Below are 20,378 nucleotides of genomic sequence, written 5' to 3'. Positions count from 1 at the left end.
CCATGAATTACCTGTTCCCCTTGCTGGCCGTGGTCATCTGGTCCGGCAACACCGTCGTCAACAAGCTCGCCGTAGGGCAGATCGCCCCCGCGGAAATCGGCTTCTTCCGCTGGCTGCTGGCCGGCGCGCTGCTGGCGCCCTTCCTGCTGCGCGCCACCCTTGCCCACTGGCCGGTGATCCGCGCCAACCTGGGCAGGATCGTCACCCTCGGCCTGCTCGGCATGGCGGTCTACCAATGCCTGGCGTACTACGCCGCCGCGCTGACCTCGGCGACCAACATGGGGATCATCCTGTCGCTGATGCCGCTGATGTCCCTCGCCCTGGCATCGATCCTGCTGCGCCACAGGATGAGCGCCACCGCGCTGCTCGGCGCGCTGGTGTCGCTGGGCGGCGTGCTGCTGGTGATCACCCAGGGCAACCCACAACAATTGATCAGCCACGGCGTGAACCTGGGCGATGGCATGATGATCGTCGCCACGGCGGCCTATGGGGTGTACGGCGTGCTGCTGAAGAAATGGAACCTGCCGCTGCCGCCGCTGCTGATGCTCTACCTGCAGGTGCTGGTGGCCATCGTTGCGCTGGCCCCGCTGTATATCGCTTCGCCGCACCACGGCCTGACCACGGCCAACCTGCCGCTGGTGCTCTATGCCGGGCTGCTGGCTTCCATCGTCGGTGCGCTGGCCTGGATGCAGGGCGTACAGCGCATGGGGCCGAGCCGAATGGCGCTGTTCTTCAACCTGCTGCCGGTGTTCACCGCCGCCATCGCCGCCGTGGTGCTGGGCGAGCAACTGACCAGCTATCACCTGATCGGTGGCGCGCTGATCCTGAGCGGCGTATTACTGGCCGAGCTGTGGCGGCCGCGGGAGAAACCCGTCACGGCCGCCAGCGCCCGCTGAATCAGGCGTTGTCACGCAACTCGGCCATCAGCGTCGCCACCAGCTGCGCCGCCGGCATCTCCCGTGACAACGGCGCGCCCTGCCCGGCCCATTGCACGGCGAAGTCGGTATTGCCCTTGGCGTTCGCTGCAGCCGTCAGCGCCTTGGCCGCGTCATAGGTGATGGGGTAGTCAGGCAGCGCCGGCGCATCGGCGCTGCCCAGGTCAGTGAACAGCCGATTCACCATCCCGCGAGCGGCGCGGCCGGAAATCGCCGCCGTCACCTCGGTGCGTTCTCCTCGCTCGCCACGCAGTGCTGCCTTGAATGCGGCGTTGGCCGAAGACTCGTCGGCAGCTATGAACGCGGTACCCATCTGCACGGCCTGGGCGCCCAGTTCGAACACCGCGCGCATGCCCTGCCCATCCATGATTCCACCTGCCGCGATCACCGGCAGGCCTGTGCCTTTCACCAGCGTGCGGACCAGCGCGAAGGTGCCGATGCGCGCGTCCTTCTCCGGCTCGAACACGCCCCGGTGGCCACCGGCCTCATAGCCTTGCGCGACGATCGCATCGATGCCCGCTGCCTCGATGGCGCGGCCCTCTTCCAGGCAGGTGGCAGTCGCCAACAGGCGGATGCCGGCGGCCTTCAGGCGATCGATCCAGCTCTGCGGCGGCAGGCCGAAGTGGAAGCTGACCACGGCCGGGCGCGCCTCGATGAGGAACTCCAGCATGTCCGGATCGGCCAGGAAGCTGCGATAGATCTCGGTGATCTGCTGCGGCGGCTGCGCATCGAACTCGGCGAACAGCGGGCTCAGGTGCTCCAGCCAGGCCGCCTCGCGCGCCGGATCGGCCACCGCCGGGCGGTGGCAGAACAGGTTGAGGTTGAGCGGTTTGTCGGTCAGCGCGCGGGTCTGCTCCAGCAGGGCGCGGGCCTGCGTCGCGTTGCTGGCGCCCAGGCCGATGGAACCCAGGCCGCCGGCATTGGAAACCGCCGCGGCCAGCGCCGGGGTGGACACGCCAACCATGGGTGCCTGGATGATGGGGAACTGGATGCCGAGCAGGTCGGTGATGCGCATGACGGGGTCCTCAACGTCAGGGTCGGCGAAGTCGCCGTTTGGCCTGTAATGGCTTGACTTAACATCTCATAAAGAGAATATTCGTCGCAACATATTCTCTATTGAAGATTAATCATGGATCTCTCCAGCCTGGAAATCTTCCGTTGCGTGGCCGAGGAACAGAGCGTCACCCGCGCCGCGGCCCGCCTGCAGCGCGTGCAATCGAACGTCACCACGCGCATCCGCCAGCTCGAGGAAGACCTTGGCGCGGCGCTGTTCCTGCGCGACGGCAAGCGCATGACGCTGACCGACCAGGGCTGCGACTTTCTCCGCTACGCCGAGCAATTGCTCGCCCTCGCCACCGAAGCACGCCAGTCGCTGCACCCGAGCAGCGCCACCGGCAGCCTGCGCCTGGGCAGCATGGAAGCCGCCGCCGCCAGCCGGCTACCGGAAATCCTGGCGCGCTTTCACCGGGCCTATCCCGACGTGGAACTGCACATCACCACCGGCCACAGCCAGAAGCTGATCAATGAAGTGCTGAACCGCCAGCTCGACTGCGCGCTGATCTCCCATCCGGACATCCTCCACGCCGAACCCGGTTTCGAATCGCTGCTGGAGCGCGGCCTGTGCGCCGAACCGGTGTTCCGCGAGGAGTTGCTGCTGGTGCTGCCTGGCGACCATCCACCGGTAACCCGGCCCGAGGATGTGCAGATCCGCACGCTGGTGGGCTTCGCCCGTGGTTGCACCTACCGGCAGTTGCTGGAGCGCTGGTTGAACGGAGCGTCGCTCGCCGTGCAGGAGGTCGGTTCGTACCATGGCATCCTCGCCTGCGTTAACGCCGGCTCCTGTTTTGGCGTGCTGCCTCGTTCAGTGCTGGAGCTGCATCGGGATATGCCGGACCTGCAGGTGGTGCCGCTGCTGGAAGTGGACACCTTGCTGATCTGGCGCGAAGGCTACGCCACCGGCGCCTTCCAGCGCTGGCGGGAAGCCCTCGAGGCACGCCCGTGAGCCGCACCCGCCGCCTGCCCGCGGCGCTGTCGGCAGCACTGATCCTTGCCGTGGGCATGGGCTTTGGCCGGTTTGCCTTTACCGGGCTCTACCCGCTGATGGTGCGCGACGGCGTGCTCAGCGTCAACGGCGGCTCGCTGGCGGCCTCGGCCAATTACGCCGGCTACCTGCTGGGTGCGCTGCTGCTGGCGCGCAGCCACGAACGACATGCTGCACGCATCTGCCTGATCGCCCTGGTCGGCACCTTGGCCGCCCTCGCCGCCATGGCCATTCCGGCACCCGTCTGGTTTGCCGTCGGCGTGCGCCTGCTGGCGGGCGTGCTCACGGCCATGGTGCTGGTCAGCGCGGCGCAATGGTTGTTGCAGAGCATGGGCGAAAGCCATGGCGCTCCGATGATGTTCGCCGGCGTGGGCGTCGGCATCCTGGTCTCGGCGGAACTGATTGCCGCCGGCAACGCCTTCGGCCTGGGCAGCGCCGCGATCTGGTGCGTGTTGGCGCTGGCCGGGCTGGTGCTGTCGCTGCTGGCCACCCCCGCGCTGGGCCGCGCAGCACCGACTTCGCCGCAGCAGACAACGAACGGTACGGGGCCGATGCCCGAGCTGTCCGCGTTGATCATCCTGCTGGTCTACGGCCTGGCCGGCTTCGGCTACATCATCACCGCCACCTACCTGCCATTGCTGATGAAGAGCGGCCTGGGCGCCATCGACCCGCTGCAGGTCTGGGCCGCCTTCGGCCTGGGTGCGGCACCGTCGTGTTTCCTCTGGCATCGGCTGCACCTGAGGCTCGGCGGCGGTCGCGCATTGGCGTTGAACCTGCTGGTGCAGGCCATCGGTGTGATGCTGCCGGCACTGGGCGAGTCGGCTTTCCTTTATCTGGGCAGCGCGGTGCTGGTGGGTGGCAGCTTCATGGGCACCGTGACCATCGCCATGCCGGCGGCCCGCGCGGTGGCCGCGCAGGTGCGCTTCAACATGCTGGCGGCGATGACGGCGCTGTATGGCGTCGGGCAGATCGCCGGGCCACTTGCCGCCAGCGCCCTGCGCGGGTTGACCGGCAGCTTCATTCCGGCCCTGGGCGCCGCCGCCAGCGCCCTGCTGATCGGCGCGCTGTGCTGCCTGCCACTGCGCCGAACTGCCCTTTGCAGAAGCGAGCTTGCTCGCGAACAACCTCAACACCACCGCTGCCTGTAAATCTGTTCGCGAGCAAGGACTGGGCGTCCCCCTCGGTCCGGCAGGCAAGGCACCCGCTCAGGCCGGCGGCGGCTGGCGGAAGGACACGCCCAGGCGGTTCCACACGTTGATGGCGCCGATGGCCACGGTGAGGTCAACCAGTTCGCGCTCGCTGAACTGCTCGCGGGCGAGCTGGAAGACCTCCGGTGGCACCTTCGATTCGGACAGCAGCGTCACCGACTCGCTCCAAGCCAGCGCCGCGCGCTCACGCTCGGTGAAGAACGGCGATTCACACCACACGCTGACGGCGAACAGGCGCCGTTCGGTCTCGCCATTGCGGCGCGCTTCCATGGCGTGCATGTCGGCACAAAAGGCGCAGTTGTTCACCTGCGACACGCGCAGGCGCACCAGTTCCAGCAGTGGCTTCTCCACCGACAGTTCGAAGATGGCGGCTTCCAGCGCCAGCACTGCCTTCAGCGCTTCCGGCGAGGCAGTGTAGTAATCCAGACGCGGCTCCATGACGGGAACTCCAGACGATGACCCGGCCATTGTGCGCCGGCGCCTCGCCCTGAGAGGTGGCCAATCCACGGAAATTGCACCGCGCAACTTCACCACGGCCAATGCCGGCGCTACGCTTGCGCGACCGCCCTGCCCCGGAGTTCGCCCTTGGAGCTGCACCTGATCATCCACGGCCAGAAAGATCTCGCCGGGCAACTCTATCGCCAGCTGCGCGAAGCCATCGACTCCGGCCGCCTCGCCGCCGGCACCCGCCTGCCGCCCAGCCGCCTGCTGGCCGAGCAGTTGGGTATCTCGCGCAAGACCATCTCCGACACCTACGCCCAGCTCACCTATGAAGGCGTGCTGGTGGGCAAGATCGGCAGCGGCACCTTCGTCAACACGCACCTGCCGCGGCATGACCGGCGCCAGGATGGCGTGCGCTTCGCCAGCCAGGAAAACATCGAGCGCTGGTGCAACCTCGACACTCGCCTGCGTCACCCCGGCGCCGCCGGCACGGCGAAGGCCGACTTCATCGGCGGCGCCACCACCCAGTTGCAGTTCCCCCAGGAAGAATGGCGGCGCTGCGTGAACCATGCGCTGCGCCAGATGGCCGGCATGCGCGGGCACTACAGCGCCCCCGAAGGCATCGCGCCGTTGCGCGATGGCATTGCCCGGCACATCTCCTATGCACGCGGGGTGAACTGCCAGCTGGACGACGTGATGGTCTGCAATGGCGCGCAGCAGGCGCTGGACCTGCTTGCCCGCATCATGCTGCGGCCGGGTGACAGAGTCGCGATGGAAGACCCCGGCTATACCCCGGCGCGGCTGATCTTCCAGACCCTGGGTGCCGACGTGGCCAGCGTGCCGGTGGACGCCGAGGGCATCTGCGTTGACCTGATTCCCGAAGGCACGCGGATGATCTACACCACCCCGTCGCACCAGTTCCCGCTGGGCATGCCGATGAGCCCGGCGCGCCGCGAGGCGCTGCTGGCGCGGGCGCTGGAGCTGGGTGCGCTGGTGATCGAGGACGACTACGACAGCGAGTTCCGCTACGAAGGCCGGCCCACCGATGCGCTGCAGAGCCTCGACCGGCACGGCGTGGTGGCCTACATCGGAACGTTCTCCAAGGTGCTGCTGCCGGAGCTGCGCCTGGGCTATCTGATCCCGCCGCCCAGCCTGTTCCCCGCGCTGGTGCGCGCCCGGCAGATCAGCGACTGGCACAGCTCGACCTTGCCGCAATGGGCGCTTTCCAAGTTCATCGCCGAAGGCTATTTGCTCAAACACATCCGCCGTTGCCACGGTATCTACGCCGGGCGCCGCGAACGGATACTCGCGCGGCTGACCGGCGACCTGGCACCCTGGCTGGAGGTGGTGCCCTCGGTGGCCGGCTTTCACCTCACCGCGCTGCTGCGCCAGCCGACCAACGTGGCGCTGCTCACCGAGCTGGCGCGCAAGGTCGAAGTCGGCCTCTACGGCCTGGCGCCCTTCCACCACCAGGTGCCGGTGCGCGACGGCCTGCTGCTGGGCTTCGGCGCCATCGACACGCTGGATATCGACCCGGCGCTGGACAAGGTGCGCGACCTGCTGCAGCAGTTGGGCTGACGCCAAAACCCAATTCCCAGGGAGCGTAGGAGCAACTGTCTTTTCCTGGGGAGTCCGTACCAATGCATCCCCCTCACCCCAGCCCTCTCCCTCAGGGAGAGGGGGCCGCCCGAGCCAGCTGACGCTGAGGTTTCATCCTGCACCGAACGGTCCCCTCTCCCTTTGGGAGAGGGTTAGGGTGAGGGCCGACCCAAGCGCAGAAGCATCTCGTAGGAGCGGACTCTGTCCGCGATCGATTTCCGACCATTCCAGGCCCGCCGGTAGCACATCGCGAACGAAGTCCGCTCCTACGCTCCCGATAGCATCGCAGCGCGCAGCGGAAGGATTGGTCCAACGGTTTTCCCGGGAATTGGCAGTTCATGCGCAGGCGGTGCGGCCGTAACCTTCCAGCGTCGGTTTTGAAAGCCGGTTCCGGCCTTTACCGGATGCCGGCGCCAGGGCCCAATGGCCATCCATTGCAGAAGGAGCCCCGCCATGTCCCCGTCCGCCATTGCCATCGTCCGCGTCCAGGCATTCCCCGGCCAGGCCAGCGCGCTGGGTTCCTACCTGGGCGAGCTGCTCGAACAGGTGCGCCGCCAACCGGGCTGTCAGTCCGGCGAGCTGCAGGCGCTGGCCGCCGACCGCTGGCAGGTATCGACCTGCTGGGCCAGCCAGGCCGAGCTGGAGGCACACCTGTCCGGCCCGAAGGCTCAACAGTGGCTGGGCCAGCTCGGCAGTGGTGAACTGGCGCTGGGGCTGGAGTTCGAGAGCCACAGCGTCGAGTGATTCAGAACGGCGAGCGCACCACGCCGCCGTCCACCCGCAATGCCGCGCCATTGGTGGCCGACGAGGCCTCGGAGCAGACGTAGACCACCAGGTTGGCCACCTCTTCCGGGCGCGCGAAGCGCTGCAGCAGGGAGCTGGGCCGCGCACTGCGGAAGAACTCGGCCTCGAACTCCGCGAACGGCTGGCCGCCGGAGAGTTTCTCGACGAATTCGTTGACGCCCTCCGAGGCGGTCGGCCCCGGCAGCACCGCGTTCACTGTCACGCCGGTGCCCGCGCAGGTCTCCGCCAGCCCGCGGGACAGGCTGAGCTGGGCCGTCTTGGTGACGCCGTAGTGGATCATCTCCACCGGGATCACCATGCCACTCTCGCTGCTGATGAATACCACCCGGCCCCAGTTCTTCTGCTTCATGCCCGGCAGGTAGGCGCGGGACAAACGGACACCGGAGAGCAGGTTGACGTCGAGGAAGCGCACCCAGTCCTCGTCCGGGATGTCCTCGAAGGGCTTGGGGTCGAAGATGCCGAGGTTGTTCACCAGTACATCCACCGCCGGATAGCGCTTCACCAGCGCGGCAACCTGCTGCGGATCGGAAAGATCGCCGGCGAATCCTTCCACCTTGGCGTCCGCCTGAGTGGAGCGGATGCGCCCCAGCGCCTCGTCCACGGAAGCCTGGCTGCGGCCATTGACGATCACCCTCGCCCCTTCGCGGGCCAGGCCCTGGGCAATGGCGAAACCGATGCCCTTGGTCGAACCGCTGACCAGGGCGAGCTTGTCGGACAAATGCAGGTTCATGGGGTGTCTCCGGGGCGGAAGTATGGGGCGGGCGCGACATCGCAACCTGGGCCCGTGGACGGATCAGGATAGATGAAGGCCCGCAAGGCGCAGGCCTCAGTGGTCGGAAGGCGTTTCAGGCTTCGCCGGCGCTGCGTGCCAATGCTCCCTGGGGACCCATTTCGCTTCCTGCGGATCGCCCAGGTAATGCGGCGACATGATCTGCACGCCGTACTCGTTGAACACGTCCTGGATATTCGCGTGCAGTACGCTCAGCAGCAGTGCGCGCGGTCGCGGCTCGCTGGGGATGGCCTGGGCGACCAGGCGGTATTCGGGGTAGAAGTCCGACAGCGCGGTCTGGAATACCTGCGGCGCCGGGGTTTGCAGGATCCCGTCGGTGCGCCGCGCCGCTTCGATCAGCATCGCCTCCACCTGCCGCCACGGGGTGTCATAGCCAATGGTGACCACGGTATCCACTACGTAGCCTTGGCCCTGGACGATGCGCGAATAGTTGCGTGTCACGGAGCCGGTGATCATCGAATTGGGCAGCGTCAGCACCTCGCCCAGGCCGGTGCGGATGGTGGTATTGAAGACACCGACCTCGGTCACAGTGCCTTCGTTGTCGCCAATGCGGACGAACTCGCCCACCCGCAGCGTGCGCGAATAGGTGAGGATCAGTCCCGAGGCAGCCTGGCCTATCACACTGGACGCACCGAGGGAAATCATCAGACCGACCAGCACCGACAGGCCCTTGAAAGCCTCGGTGCCGGAGCCGGGCAGGTATGGGTAGGCCATGACAATGGCGAACAGCCAGATCGCCAGGGAGGTCAGCCGCGTGGTCGGCTGCAGGGTTTCCTCGGTCAGCCAGCGCAGGTTGCCCGGCCTTGCCATGCGTTGCAGCACATGACGGGAGAAGCCGCTGATGGCGCGTGCGATGATCAGGATGCACAAGGCGACTGCCAGCCCCGGCAGCGCATCCAGCATGCCGTTGATCAGGTACCGCGCGAGGTTGACCAGATGCACATTGAGGCTCTCGCCCCAGGGCCGGGTATAGGGGAAGCGCGACAGCACGAAGCTCAGCCACTGGTAGCTGAAGAGGAACACCAGCAGCCAGTAGACCAGCCAGATCAACCGGCCCACCAGGTAATAGAGGTAGCGGCTGCCCAGCAGGGGTGTCTGGCCGACCTTGAGACGGCCGCTGTGCCGGCTCATCACGTCGGGCAGACGATCCAGCAGTTTGCCCCGCACATAACCGACGCCGCGCAGCAGCAACAGGTAGGCCAAGGTGGCCACCGCCGCCAGTCCCAGCGCGCTGAGCAGATAGCGCACGCTGCCCGCTTCGCGATTCTCGGCCACCGCGAGGCGCAGGTTGCCCGCGGCCGCCTCCGCGGCGGCACGCACCGAACTGCCCGGCGGGTCGACATCCTCGGGCGAAACGATAAAGGCTCGGCTATAGCCGAGCAGGACCATGTAGCTGTCCTGGATCGGGTCGAGATTCACCTTCAGCTCATCGCCACCCTGCAGGGCTTCCTCGATGGTCGCCTTGGCGCGGTGCGCACGCACCTGCGGTGACTCGCCGAGCAGCGTGGCGCGGAACACCAGGATGCGGCGATTCTCGACTTTCAGCTCCGCCGCGGCATCGTCGGCAGCGCGGACCGCCGTAGCCGGCATTTCGGCGGCGACGCTGGTCTGCCCCCACACCCCTGCCAGCCATACCAACAGCAGACATCTGCCCAGCATTTTCCCCATCCCCAACCCCCGGCGCTCCGGCGCCCTGTTCCGGTCTCTCATGGTCCGCTCGCTGAAGCGTAGCCAAAGTCGGAATAGGCGTCTGACGGACGGCGAAATGCCACTCTGCCAGACCATTCATCCGGAAGCCGCGTACAGCGTAGGAACCAGCGATGGGCTGTAAGACTCCTGTTACTTACCTGTCGCTTATGTCGCTGTTCTGCTTGCGATAATTCGGAATGGTACTAGCGTCAATTGCGTAAGCAGATATGCGTAGGACTGCTTTTTCTCTCGATATTGATCAGCCGGAATTAGGGAAATGCAGGCCAAGTATCGTTCGAAGCTTTTCCAGCCCGCCACCCACGCGCTCGCGCTGGAGCAACGCATTCTTTTCGATGGTGCCGCTGCGGCCGCCGTCGACCAGCAGCACCACGACTCCAGTACGGGAGCCGAGGCCAAGGACACGGCCAAGCCGGCCACGGCTGTCGAGGCTCGGGCCCAGGCGGCGGCGCCCGCGCAGGCCGCGCCGCGCAACCTGGTGGTCATCGATGCTCGCCTGGAGAACCGTGACCAGCTGGCCGCCAACCTGCCGGTGGGCACCACCGCCCTGGTAGTGGATGCCGGCCAGGACGCCATCGCGGCAATCAGCAGCGCGCTGGCGCAACTGGGCAAAGTCGACTCGATCCAGATCTTCTCCCACGGCGCCACCGGCCAGTTCACCCTCGGCAACCAGACCTTCACCCGCCAGAGCGTCGATCAGCTCGGCGATCGCCTCAGCGCCTGGCGCGGCGAACTCAATGCAGGGGCGGATATCCAGTTGTACGGCTGTGACGTGGGTTCGGGCAGCGCCGGTCAGGCGCTGGTCAACGAACTGGCGCGCTGGACCGGCGCGGATGTCGGCGCCTCCAGCAATGCCACCGGCGCTACCCGCGCCGGCGGCGACTGGAACCTGGAAGTGCGCGCAGGCGATGTCGACAAGACCATCGCCCTGAGCGCCAGCACCCTGACGGACTTCCAGGGGCTGCTGGCCAATGCCAGCCCCACCGTAGCCATGGGCAGTGGCGGCGCGGCGGTGCGCCTGGGCGATACCTTCACCTTCGACGTCATCTTCAGCAACCCCTCCACGCAGGTGGGCTACGCCCCCTACATCGACCTGTTCATGCCGGCCACCGGTCGCGACGGCAATGACGGCGCCACCTTCGTTTCCGCCAGCTACCTGGGCCAGTCCGTGAAGAGTTTCGTCGTCACCTTCGACGGCAGCGGCAACGCCACCCATCCACTGGCCAAGGACGCCAATGGCAACGCCCTGGTGATCAACGCCGCCAGCGTCGGCATGAAGCCGGGCGACCAGATGGTGGTGCTGCAGTTACCCTACGCCAGCGTCACCGTCGGCCAGCCGGCCATCGACATCCAGGTCACCGCGCAGTTGAGCAACCTGGCCGATACCAGCTATTCCGACGGCGCGCCGAACCTCACCATCAACGCCCGCGGCGGCTTCGAATACGGCAACGACTCGCTGAACAACCCCGCGCAGGATCCGACCCTGGTGGAAGCCGCGCTGCACAGCTTCGTGGTCACCCCGACCCTGCTGTCGGTCACCCAGACGGTGGATATGCCCGAGGGCGAAACCGTCACCGGCCCGAACTTCACCCGCACCGAAACGGTCACCGTGACCCCGGCCCCCGGCCAGACCCTGACCAACGTGACGGTCACCCAGACGGTACCCGACCAGGTGCATGTCAGCTCCATCACCCCCGGCGCTGGCGGCACCCTGTCCTCGATCACCCTGCATGACGGCACCGTGCTGACCGACCCGGCGCTGATCGCCGCGGCCCTGAACAATCCCAATGCCTTCGTCGCCAGCTACACCATCCATTACGACACCCTGAGCGCCGCCAGCACCACCTCGGTCGGCTTCTACGTCCCGGAGATCGACGCCGCCGGGCGGCCGGTGCTCGATCCGACAACCGGCAATCCGCGCACCATCACCTTCGGCACCGCGACCGTGAGCGGCGACTGGAATCCGCTGGACCCGCGCGACCGCCCGATCGACCCGGACGGCTACCCCTTTACCGTGACCGGCAACGGCGCGGGTGTCGCCTTCGTCGCCAAGTCCATCACCCTGCTCAAGACGGTGAACCTGCAGACCGATGTCGGCACCCCCGGCATCACCCCCGGCGATACCCTGCGCTACACCATGGATGTGGCCATTTCCGACTTCTACGCCTTCGGCAAGAACATCCTCGGCCAAGGCCGCTTCACCATCACCGACCAACTCAGCGACGGCCAGACCTTCTCCGCCGCCAACGCGCCAAGCATCGTCATCCAGCAACACGGTGGATCGCAGGTGATCCCGGTGATCTACACCGCCACGGTGAACGCCGATGGCAGTACCACGCTGGTCTTCGATATCGGTGCCTCCATTGCCGCCGCCGTGCAGGGGCCGGGGCTCTACGCGCTGTTCGGCGATCTCTGGGACGACGACATCCAGGAAGGCGCCACGCGGTTGTCCGTCGTCTATGACGCGATCATCGACACCACCTACACCTCCGACCACCCGCCCCACGACCAGCTCAACGAGGGCGACAGCGTCAGCAACAATGCGCTGGTGGATGCCACCGTGCTACGCGACGCGCTGAACACCGGCGGCGAGCAGACCGACGGCTCCAGCACCACCAGCACCATCAAGACCTCCAACATCGATATCCAGCTCACCCAGGTCAACGGCGGCGCACCGCCGGGCAACGGTGAGCTGCGCCCTGGCGACGTGGTGACCTTCACCATCACCTATGACCTGCTGGTGGCCGATTACGAGAACTTCACCCTGACCGCCTACCTGCCGCTGCCGCTGCTCGCCTCGCAGGTCACCGACTGGACCCAGGGCACCGGCGTGGGCCAATGGACCTTCGGCGCCGGCAACACCATCGGCGATGTACCGGACAGCGTGCGTACCGGTGCCGGCAATTCGATCATATTCAACTTCGGCAACTACGCTTCCGGCGGCCTGAATGGCGGCCGGGTGCAGGTGCAGTTCACCATGGTCGTGGGCGACCAGCCCTTCGCCGACCAGCGCGAACTGGACGTCCTGGCGCAATCCAGCCAGACCACCACCATCGACAAGACAGTGCTGATTTCCTCGGATGTGGCGGTCATCGAGTCGGTGGCCGAACCGGTGCTGGATATCAAGCACGGCGTGGTTTCCAGCACCAATGGCACGGTCACCGGCACCACCGGCACCTGGGCCCAGCCGGGTACCACGGGAGTACCCTTCAGTGGCAGCGTCACCAGCCTCGCGGCGGTGGACGGCAACGTCAGCGGCATCGACGGCGCCGACACCTTGCGCCTGGCCACCGCGATCAAGAATACCGGCGGCGGCGGCGCTTTCGACGTCGCCACCAGCATCACGCTGCCCGGCGGGCTGGCCTTCGTCGGCGGCAGTCTCGCGACGGCCAACCTGCAGATCCATCGCGGCGACGGCACCCTGCTGGTGCTGGGCGTCGACTACAGCGTCAGTGGCAACAGCATCACCTTCCTAGACGCCAATAACCAGGCCACCCTGCTCGCCGGCCGCGCCGGCACCGCCAACGATGTCTCCGGCGCCAACGTCGTGGTGATCACCTACGACGTTACCGTGGACAACGCCATCCTCGCCTCGCGTACGCTGCAGACCAGCGCCGCGCTGACCAACTATGCCAGCGTGAACGGCGGCCAGGACTTCACCCCGGTGGACATCGTCGAGGTCGCCAACCAGCAGGTGGCGGCGCCGACCATCACCAAGACCTACCAGAACGACGGCCCCCCCAACGACGCCTCCAGCGCTGGCCACACCAGCGGCAGCAACCTGGTGATCGGCGAGAAGATGACCTACGACATCGTCGTCACGCTGCCCGAAGGTGGCACCGCCAACCTGCGTCTTTCCGACCTGATCCCGCCCGGCCTGCGCCTGGATACCACGGCTTTCAACGGAGCGGGCTACCAGATCATCGTCAATAGGACCTCCAGTAATGGAGAACCGGTCAGCCTCGCGCTCACGCAAGATTTCAACGGTAACGTCACTGTCAGTACATCATCCCCACCCCTCGACGGTAGCGATGGTGCCGACTTGCAACTGCTGTTCAGTGCAGCGGGCTCCACCGCGGACAACAACGTCGCCAACAACGCCTTTGTCATCCGCCTGGTGCTGGTGGCGAGCAACGTGCAGGGCAACCAGCAGGGCGTGACCCTGAACAACGGTGCACAGATCACCTACAGCGACCCCGATGGCGATACGCCCAACGGCGCCACGGCGGTGGATCGCACAGTCACCAGCGCGCAGCAGCCCTCGGTGAGCATTGTCGAGCCGACCCTCACGGTGACGCAGAAGGTCAACTCCACCCCCACCTTCGGCGGTTTCGACGAAGGCGACACGGTCACCTTCGACATCACCATCGAAAACACGTCCGGGATCAATGCCTTCGACCTCAGCCTGCTGAACATCCTGCCCACGCAGATGGACAACATAGTGATCACCGGCATCGTCTACAGCGGCGGCGCCACAAACAATACCGGCGTGGACTTCATCATCCAGAACGGCCAGCTGGTTACCGCCAATGGCGCGAACATCGACATCGCCAACGGCGGCAAGATCGTCATCTCCCTGTCAGGCGTGGTGAACGCCACGGCAGCCGGCCAGGCGGTCATTTCAAACAACGTCGTGGTGCGCTGGACCAGCCTGGACGGCCTGAGCAACACCACCGACACCGGCGCCGGCGAACGCGGCGGCGACGATGGACTGCTCAATTCCGGGGTGCTCAACGACTACCGGCAGATCAACACGCTGTTCATTCCCGTCACCAACGGCATCCAGGTCTCCCGCGTCGGCGGCCTCGATGCCACGCCACCGGCCACCAATTCCTCCGGTGCCACTGACACCGCCGGCCTGGAGGAAACCGTGGTGGTCGGCGAGATCATCCGGTACCGCGTGGCAGTCGTGGTACCCACCGGCGACAACCCCAACTACCAGATCCGCATCGAACTGGCTCCCGGACTGGAATTCATTCCCGCCGATCTCAACAATATCCTGATCGCCCTGGGCTCCAGCGCCATCGGCGGGCTTAGCACCGACGCCACCGACCTGATCAGCGGCGGCACCCTGGGCATGGTCGGCAACCAGAACAGCGACGTGTCACTACCGATCCACCCTGACCTGTCCGGCGACAAGCCCACCGGCATATTCAACATCAACAGCGGGCGCCTGCAGATTTCCCCTGATGGCCGGACCATCACCTTCAACCTGGGCAACCTGACCAACACCGAGGTGAACGATGGCGATATCGAAGGCGTGATCCTGGAATTCAACGTCCGGGTCGCCAACATCGCCAGCAACCAGTCCGGAGCCCAGTTGGGCATGAATGTGTTCGAACACGTCGGCGCCGGTGCCGGGGTCGATCGCGGCCACAGCGCCACGATCTTCGAGCATGTGGTGGAGCCGAGCTTCACCGGCATGGATAAGTCGGTCATCGACATCGCCGCCGGCAGTGTGGCGGGCACGACCAACGCCACCGTCTCCGTCAGCTTTACCCAGAACGGCGAAGTACCGGCCTACAACGTCGTGCTGCGCGACCAGTTCCCCAGCGGCAGCGACTACGCGATCCAGAGCATCGTCATCAACGGTACCAGCTACACCACCGGCAACCTGCCGGCGGGCGTCACCGCCAGCGTGGTGGGCGGCCAGGTGGTGCTCAACTTCGACCAGCTGAACGTCAACGACAAGGTGCAAGTGGTCTACAGCGTCACGCTGCCCAACACCATCGTTCCCGACGATGCCAACAGCTCCGCGGTGCTGACCTGGACCAGCCTGCCCACCAGCTTCGAGAACGCCGGCTGGGGCGGCTCGCGGCCACTGACCGCCGGCGGCGTCGATGGCGAACGCACCGGCCAGGACGGCGTCGGCGGGCTGAACAACTACATCCTCAGCGATGGCGCCGGCATGGGCGTGGTGCGGGGCACCCTGTGGGATGACACCCGGTCGGCCACCAACAGCGTGACGCCTGACGGCCCCGGCCTGGGCGGCATCGGCGTGACCCTGACCTGGGCCGGCGACGACGGCGTGTTCGGCAACGCCGACGACCGTACCTTCAGCACCACGACGGCCGCCGACGGCACCTACCAGTTCGCCATCCTGCCCTCGGGCAACTACCTGGTGGCCGTGGCGCAGAACTTCGCCCAGGCCAGCAACAACCGCTTCCACGTTCGCGTGGATACCGACACCGGAACGGCCACCGTCGGCCTGGGCAACATCAACCTGAACCTGGGCGAAGGCGCCATCGGCATCGCCAATGCCGGCTACGTGCATATCAACGAAGCGCCGATCAACACCGTCGCCGACCAGCATGGCCAGGAAGACACCGTACTGCACATCGTCGGCCTGGCCACCAGCGACGTGGACGTCAATGCCGGCAACGCCAACGGCGTCATGACCGTGACCCTCACCGTGATGCACGGGGTGCTCTGGCAGACAGGGACGGTACCGGGCCCCAACGACACGCCGCCCGCGGGCGCCGGTCGCAGCCTCGTGCTCACCGGCACCCTGCAGCAGATCAACGTGCTGCTCAGCCAGATCTACTACAAGGGCGACCAGGACTTCAACACCGGCCGAAACGTCGAAGTCCTGACCATGGCCACCAATGACCAGGGCAATTTCGGCGACGCGGACAACGACGGCATTCCCGGCGAAACAGTCGAAGACGCGCTGGTGGCCATCAACACGATGAACATCGTCATCGACCCGGTGAACGATGCGCCTGTGGCCCACCCCGACCTCGCCATCGCCATCGAAGCCGGCGGCCTGAACAATGCCGACCCGGGCGTCGACCCGACCGGCAACGTGCTGGACAACGACACCGACGTCGACATCGCCACCAACGGCGACGTGCTCAAGGTCACCCGCGTGGAGAACTCCATCGGCGGTTTCGCGACCGTGGCGGCCTCCGGCGTGACCCCCCTTGCCGGCCGCTACGGCACGCTGTACATCACGGCCACGGGTGGCTTCCAGTATGTGGTCGACAACACCAACGCCGCGGTACAGGCCCTGCGTAGCGCCGGCGACGTGCTGCGCGACTCCTTCGGCTACTTCATCACCGATAGTGGCGGCCTCGGCAGCTCGACGTCCCTGACCATCGACATCCACGGCGCCAACGACACCCCGATTGCGCATAACGACGCCGGCACTGCCGTTGAGTCCGGCGGCACCAACAACGGCAGCCCCGGTGCGGATGCCATCGGCAACGTGCTGCTCAACGACACCGACGTGGACTCCACGGTCTACGGCGAGACCAAGGCCGTCAGCCTGGTGCGCTACGACGGCATCGGCGGCGGGCGCATCTTCCCGGTTGCTCCCGGCGCGCCGGCGACGCTGCCGGTCCTCTATGGCAGCCTGACGATGAACGCCGATGGGTCCTACCGCTACGTCGTCGACAACAGCAATCTTGTGGTCAATGCGCTGTCGCCCGGGGAAACCCTCACCGAGGTGTTCACCTATCAGGTCACCGACAAGGGTGGCCTGAGCGCCATCGCCACTCTGACCATCACCATCCAGGGCGCCAACGATGCCCCGGTGGCCGTGGACGACCACAACACCGCCACCGCAGGCGCCAGCGACGGCAGCCCGGCGCCGGTCAACGCCAGTGGCAACGTGATCACCGGCGCTCCGGGCACCGGCGTGGACACCGACGTCGATAACGCGGACAAGCCCAATGCCGACAGGCTCCGGGTTGATGGTGTGCGCTCCGGCCTGGAAACTGCCGGCGGCACGCTGACCACCGTCGCCGGGACGATCAGCATCACCGGCACCGCCGCACGGCTGGCCAACGGCACGATCATCAGCGGCAACTTTGGCCAGCTCACCATCGGCGTCGATGGTACCTACCTCTTCGAGGTGAACAGCGCCGACCCGGCCATCCGCGCGCTCACCGCCAACCAGTCCCTCGACGTGGTGTTCACCTACCGCATCCACGACAGCGGCGGCCTGACCGACCTGGCGCAACTGGTAATCACCGTGACCGGGGTGAACGACCCACCCATCGTGCAACCGGTAGTGATCCACGCCACCGAGGCCGGCGGGCTGCTCAACAACGTTCCGGGCCTGGACCCAACTGGCAGCATTCGTGGCTCGTACACCGATCCGGATGGGGACGTCCTCACCATCACCGCGGTGGTCAGCCCCAGTGGCGCCAACGGTACCGTGGGAGCAGACCTGGCCGGCAATCACGGCACGCTGCTGCTCAATGCCGATGGCAGCTACCGCTTCCTGGTCAACAACCTCGACCCGGCGGTCCAGTCGTTGCGCACCTACAACGACACACTGACCGAGGTGTTCACCTACACCGTCAGCGATGGCCAGGGCAAATCCGTCACCCGAACCTTCACGGTGATCATCCACGGGCAGAACGACACTCCCATCGCCGCCGACGATACCGGCACCGCCATCGAAGCTGGCGGCACGCTCAATACCACCCCTGGCGCTCCCGCTACCGGCAACGTTCTGCCCAACGACCTGGACGTGGACGGTGCCGCCTACGGCGAAACCAAGGTGGTCGATGCCGCACGCACCGGCGCCGAAGCCGCCGGCGGTACGCTCATCGACCTTGCCGCCAGCGGCGGCGTGATTGCCGGCAGCTATGGCACCCTGGTGCTCAATGCCAACGGCACCTACACCTACACGGTGAACGACAGCCTCGCCGCGGTGCAGGCACTCAAACTCGGCGACAGCCTGGTGGAAACCTTCACCTACCGCATGCACGATACGGCGGGCGCCACGTCCATTGCCCAACTGACCATCACCATCGAAGGCCGCTACGACGCTCCGGTGGCCAACGACGACATCAACTACGCCGTGGCCAACCTCGACGGCAGCGGCGGGCGCAATCCTACCGGCAATGTCATCACGGGCTTGGGCGCACTGGGCGTCACGTTCGGCGCCGACACCGATGTCGATGCCGGCGACCACCTGGTGATCACCGGCATCGGAATCGGCGCCGAAAACCGCAATCCTCCGCTGACGCCGGTACCCGCGGGCACCACCGGCGCCAATGGCCATACGATCCAGGGTCTGTTCGGCACCCTGGTGATCGGCGCAGACGGCAGTTACCAGTACTTCGTCGACAGCACCAATCCCACCATCGTCTCGCTCGGACCGCTGGCCTTCGCCATCGAGGCGTTCACCTATCAGGTGACCGATGACGGTGGCCTCAACGACCAGGCAACGCTGTTCATCATCATTCGCGGGCGCAACGACCCACCCGTGACCGAGCCGGACTTCGGAACTGCCGTGGAGGATGGCGGCCTGCACAACAACGTGCAGGGCAGCAACCCGTCCGGCAACGTCCTGGCCAACGACACCGACCCGGACACCATCACCAGCATTCCCCAGGACGTGATGCACGTGGTGGCGTTCTGGACCGGCGACCGCCCGCTGCCGGCCGACGCCAGCGCACCCGGACAGACACTGCGCGGCCAGTACGGCACGCTGACGCTGAACCAGGACGGCAGTTGGAGCTATGAGCTCGACAATACGCTGCCTGAGGTCGAAGCCCTGCGCGCCAGCGGCCAGACCCTGCAGGACAAGTTCACCTACCTCGGCGCGGACATCTGGGGTGGCGCCACGCCCGGCCTGCTGACCATCACCATCGACGGCCGCAACGACACGCCCATCGCCAGTGACGATACCGCCACCGCCGTCGAGGCTGGCGGCGTGAACAATGGCACCCCCGGCGTCGACCCGCGCGGCAACGTGCTGGATAACGACACCGATGTCGATGGCGTGCAGTACGGAGAGACCAAGACCGTGGTCCATTACACCGGCGAGAATGGCAACACCGTCAGCGCCGGCCAGGTGCTCCAGGGGCTCTACGGCAAACTGACGATCAACGCCGACGGCAGCTACCAGTACGTCGTGGACAACGCCAACCCGACGGTGCAAGCCCTGCGCACCGCCGGCGAAACCCTTCGCGAAGTGTTCACCTACCGCATGCGCGACACTGCCGGCGCAACTTCGGACGCCCGCCTGACTGTCACCATCCGGGGCGCCGACGACAACCCGGTAGCCCGCGACGACAGCAATGTTGCCAGCGACGAAACCCCGGCGCCGCAGGCCAGCGGCAACGTGCTGCCCAACGACAGCGACGTGGATGGCGGCGACCAGCTGACCGTCACCGGCATCCGTACCGGCGAGGAAACCGCCAGCGGCACAGCCGGTGTCATCGGCCAGCCCATTGCCGGTCGCTACGGCACGCTCGTATTGAATGCCGACGGCAGCTACACCTACACCATCGACCTGAGTAATCGCGAAGTCCTCGCCGCTGCGGGCCTGGGGCAGATCCTCAAGGACTATTTCACCTACACCATCAGCGACCTGGCCGGCCTTACCGACCAGGCGCAGCTGACCATCACCCTGAACATCGCCACGCCCTACATCCCGCCGGGTCCGCACTTCGACCGCTTCGGCGACGACGGCTACCCGCGTGATCGGATACCCGACGTCGACCCGGCGATCTTCGTGCAGCCGGTGGTCGAGCGCATCGACGAGCGCCTGTCGCTCTCCGGCTGGGGCGCCGACGGCAGCAACGTCGAGTTCTTCGCCACGCCGGAGATCGAAAGCCCGTCGCTGGGTGCGCAACTGGGCCAGGTGAAGGGCCAGTTCGTCGCCCGCGCCGTCGCCGAAAGCCGCCGTGCGGCAGCCCTGGACAACAACTGGGTCGATGGCCGCCACGGCGTCATCAGCCTGAGCGCCGACGGCCTGCTGCCCGATCCATCGCTGTGGGCGCCCTTCCCCGCCGACATGGTGGGCAAGGCGGAAAAACCCGCGCAGACCGCACCGGGCTTCCGTGCCCAGCTGCGTGAGGCCGCCCAGCGCCGGAGCGGTGGCCAATGAGGAA

Annotated in this window: 10 protein-coding genes; 6 read left to right on the top strand and 4 right to left on the bottom strand. The window is 66.5% G+C overall.

The features are described from left to right. Positions 1-2 precede the first annotated feature (2 nt). A complete protein-coding gene (locus GJV37_RS26830; RefSeq protein WP_193453139.1) occupies positions 3-896 on the top strand; it encodes a DMT family transporter in 894 nt (297 codons plus the stop codon). Position 897: 1 nt separating this feature from the next. On the opposite strand, the gene GJV37_RS26825 is transcribed toward GJV37_RS26830, so the two are convergent. Next, positions 898-1,950 carry an NAD(P)H-dependent flavin oxidoreductase gene (locus GJV37_RS26825; RefSeq protein ID WP_193453138.1) on the bottom strand — a complete coding sequence of 351 codons (1,053 nt, stop codon included), beginning with the start codon at positions 1,948-1,950 and terminating at the stop codon, positions 898-900. 114 nt (positions 1,951-2,064) lie between these two features. Between GJV37_RS26825 and GJV37_RS26820 the strand changes: the two genes are divergently transcribed. After that, positions 2,065-2,937 carry a LysR substrate-binding domain-containing protein gene (locus tag GJV37_RS26820; RefSeq protein WP_193453137.1) on the top strand — a complete coding sequence of 291 codons (873 nt, stop codon included), beginning with the start codon at positions 2,065-2,067 and terminating at the stop codon, positions 2,935-2,937. Then, entirely contained in the window at positions 2,934-4,124 is a 1,191-nt protein-coding gene (locus GJV37_RS26815) for a YbfB/YjiJ family MFS transporter (protein ID WP_193453136.1), read from the top strand. Before GJV37_RS26820 ends, GJV37_RS26815 begins: the two co-directional genes overlap by 4 nt. 57 nt (positions 4,125-4,181) lie before the next feature. On the opposite strand, the gene GJV37_RS26810 is transcribed toward GJV37_RS26815, so the two are convergent. Beyond that, a complete protein-coding gene (locus GJV37_RS26810) occupies positions 4,182-4,622 on the bottom strand; it encodes a carboxymuconolactone decarboxylase family protein (protein ID WP_193453135.1) in 441 nt (146 codons plus the stop codon). Positions 4,623-4,769: 147 nt separating this feature from the next. Here GJV37_RS26810 and pdxR point away from each other — a divergent pair, with 147 nt between their 5' ends. Further along, on the top strand, positions 4,770-6,203 hold the full coding sequence (gene pdxR, locus GJV37_RS26805) for a MocR-like pyridoxine biosynthesis transcription factor PdxR (RefSeq protein ID WP_024764712.1): 1,434 nt from the start codon (positions 4,770-4,772) through the stop codon (positions 6,201-6,203). A 474-nt stretch (positions 6,204-6,677) separates the two neighbouring features. Continuing rightward, complete coding sequence (locus GJV37_RS26800; RefSeq protein WP_024764711.1) at positions 6,678-6,968, top strand: putative quinol monooxygenase; 291 nt, start codon at positions 6,678-6,680, stop codon at positions 6,966-6,968. A gap of 1 nt (position 6,969) precedes the next feature. Here the strand turns inward: GJV37_RS26800 and GJV37_RS26795 are convergent, their stop codons facing one another. Next, positions 6,970-7,758 (bottom strand): SDR family NAD(P)-dependent oxidoreductase, encoded by a 789-nt coding sequence (locus GJV37_RS26795; protein WP_024764710.1) that lies wholly within the window; start codon positions 7,756-7,758, stop codon positions 6,970-6,972. A 96-nt stretch (positions 7,759-7,854) separates the two neighbouring features. Beyond that, positions 7,855-9,408, bottom strand: coding sequence for a mechanosensitive ion channel family protein (locus GJV37_RS26790; RefSeq protein ID WP_052239104.1), 1,554 nt, complete (start codon positions 9,406-9,408; stop codon positions 7,855-7,857). 376 nt (positions 9,409-9,784) lie between these two features. On the opposite strand from GJV37_RS26790, the gene GJV37_RS26785 reads away from it, so the two are divergent. Beyond that, entirely contained in the window at positions 9,785-20,374 is a 10,590-nt protein-coding gene (locus GJV37_RS26785; RefSeq protein ID WP_193453134.1) for a VCBS domain-containing protein, read from the top strand. Positions 20,375-20,378: the final 4 nt, after the last annotated feature.

Origin of the sequence: Pseudomonas nitroreducens, assembly GCF_010994165.1 — a bacterium.
Taxonomy (GTDB): domain Bacteria; phylum Pseudomonadota; class Gammaproteobacteria; order Pseudomonadales; family Pseudomonadaceae; genus Pseudomonas; species Pseudomonas nitroreducens.
Note: the sequence above shows the minus strand (reverse complement) of the source record. Positions and strands in the feature narration are given on the sequence as shown.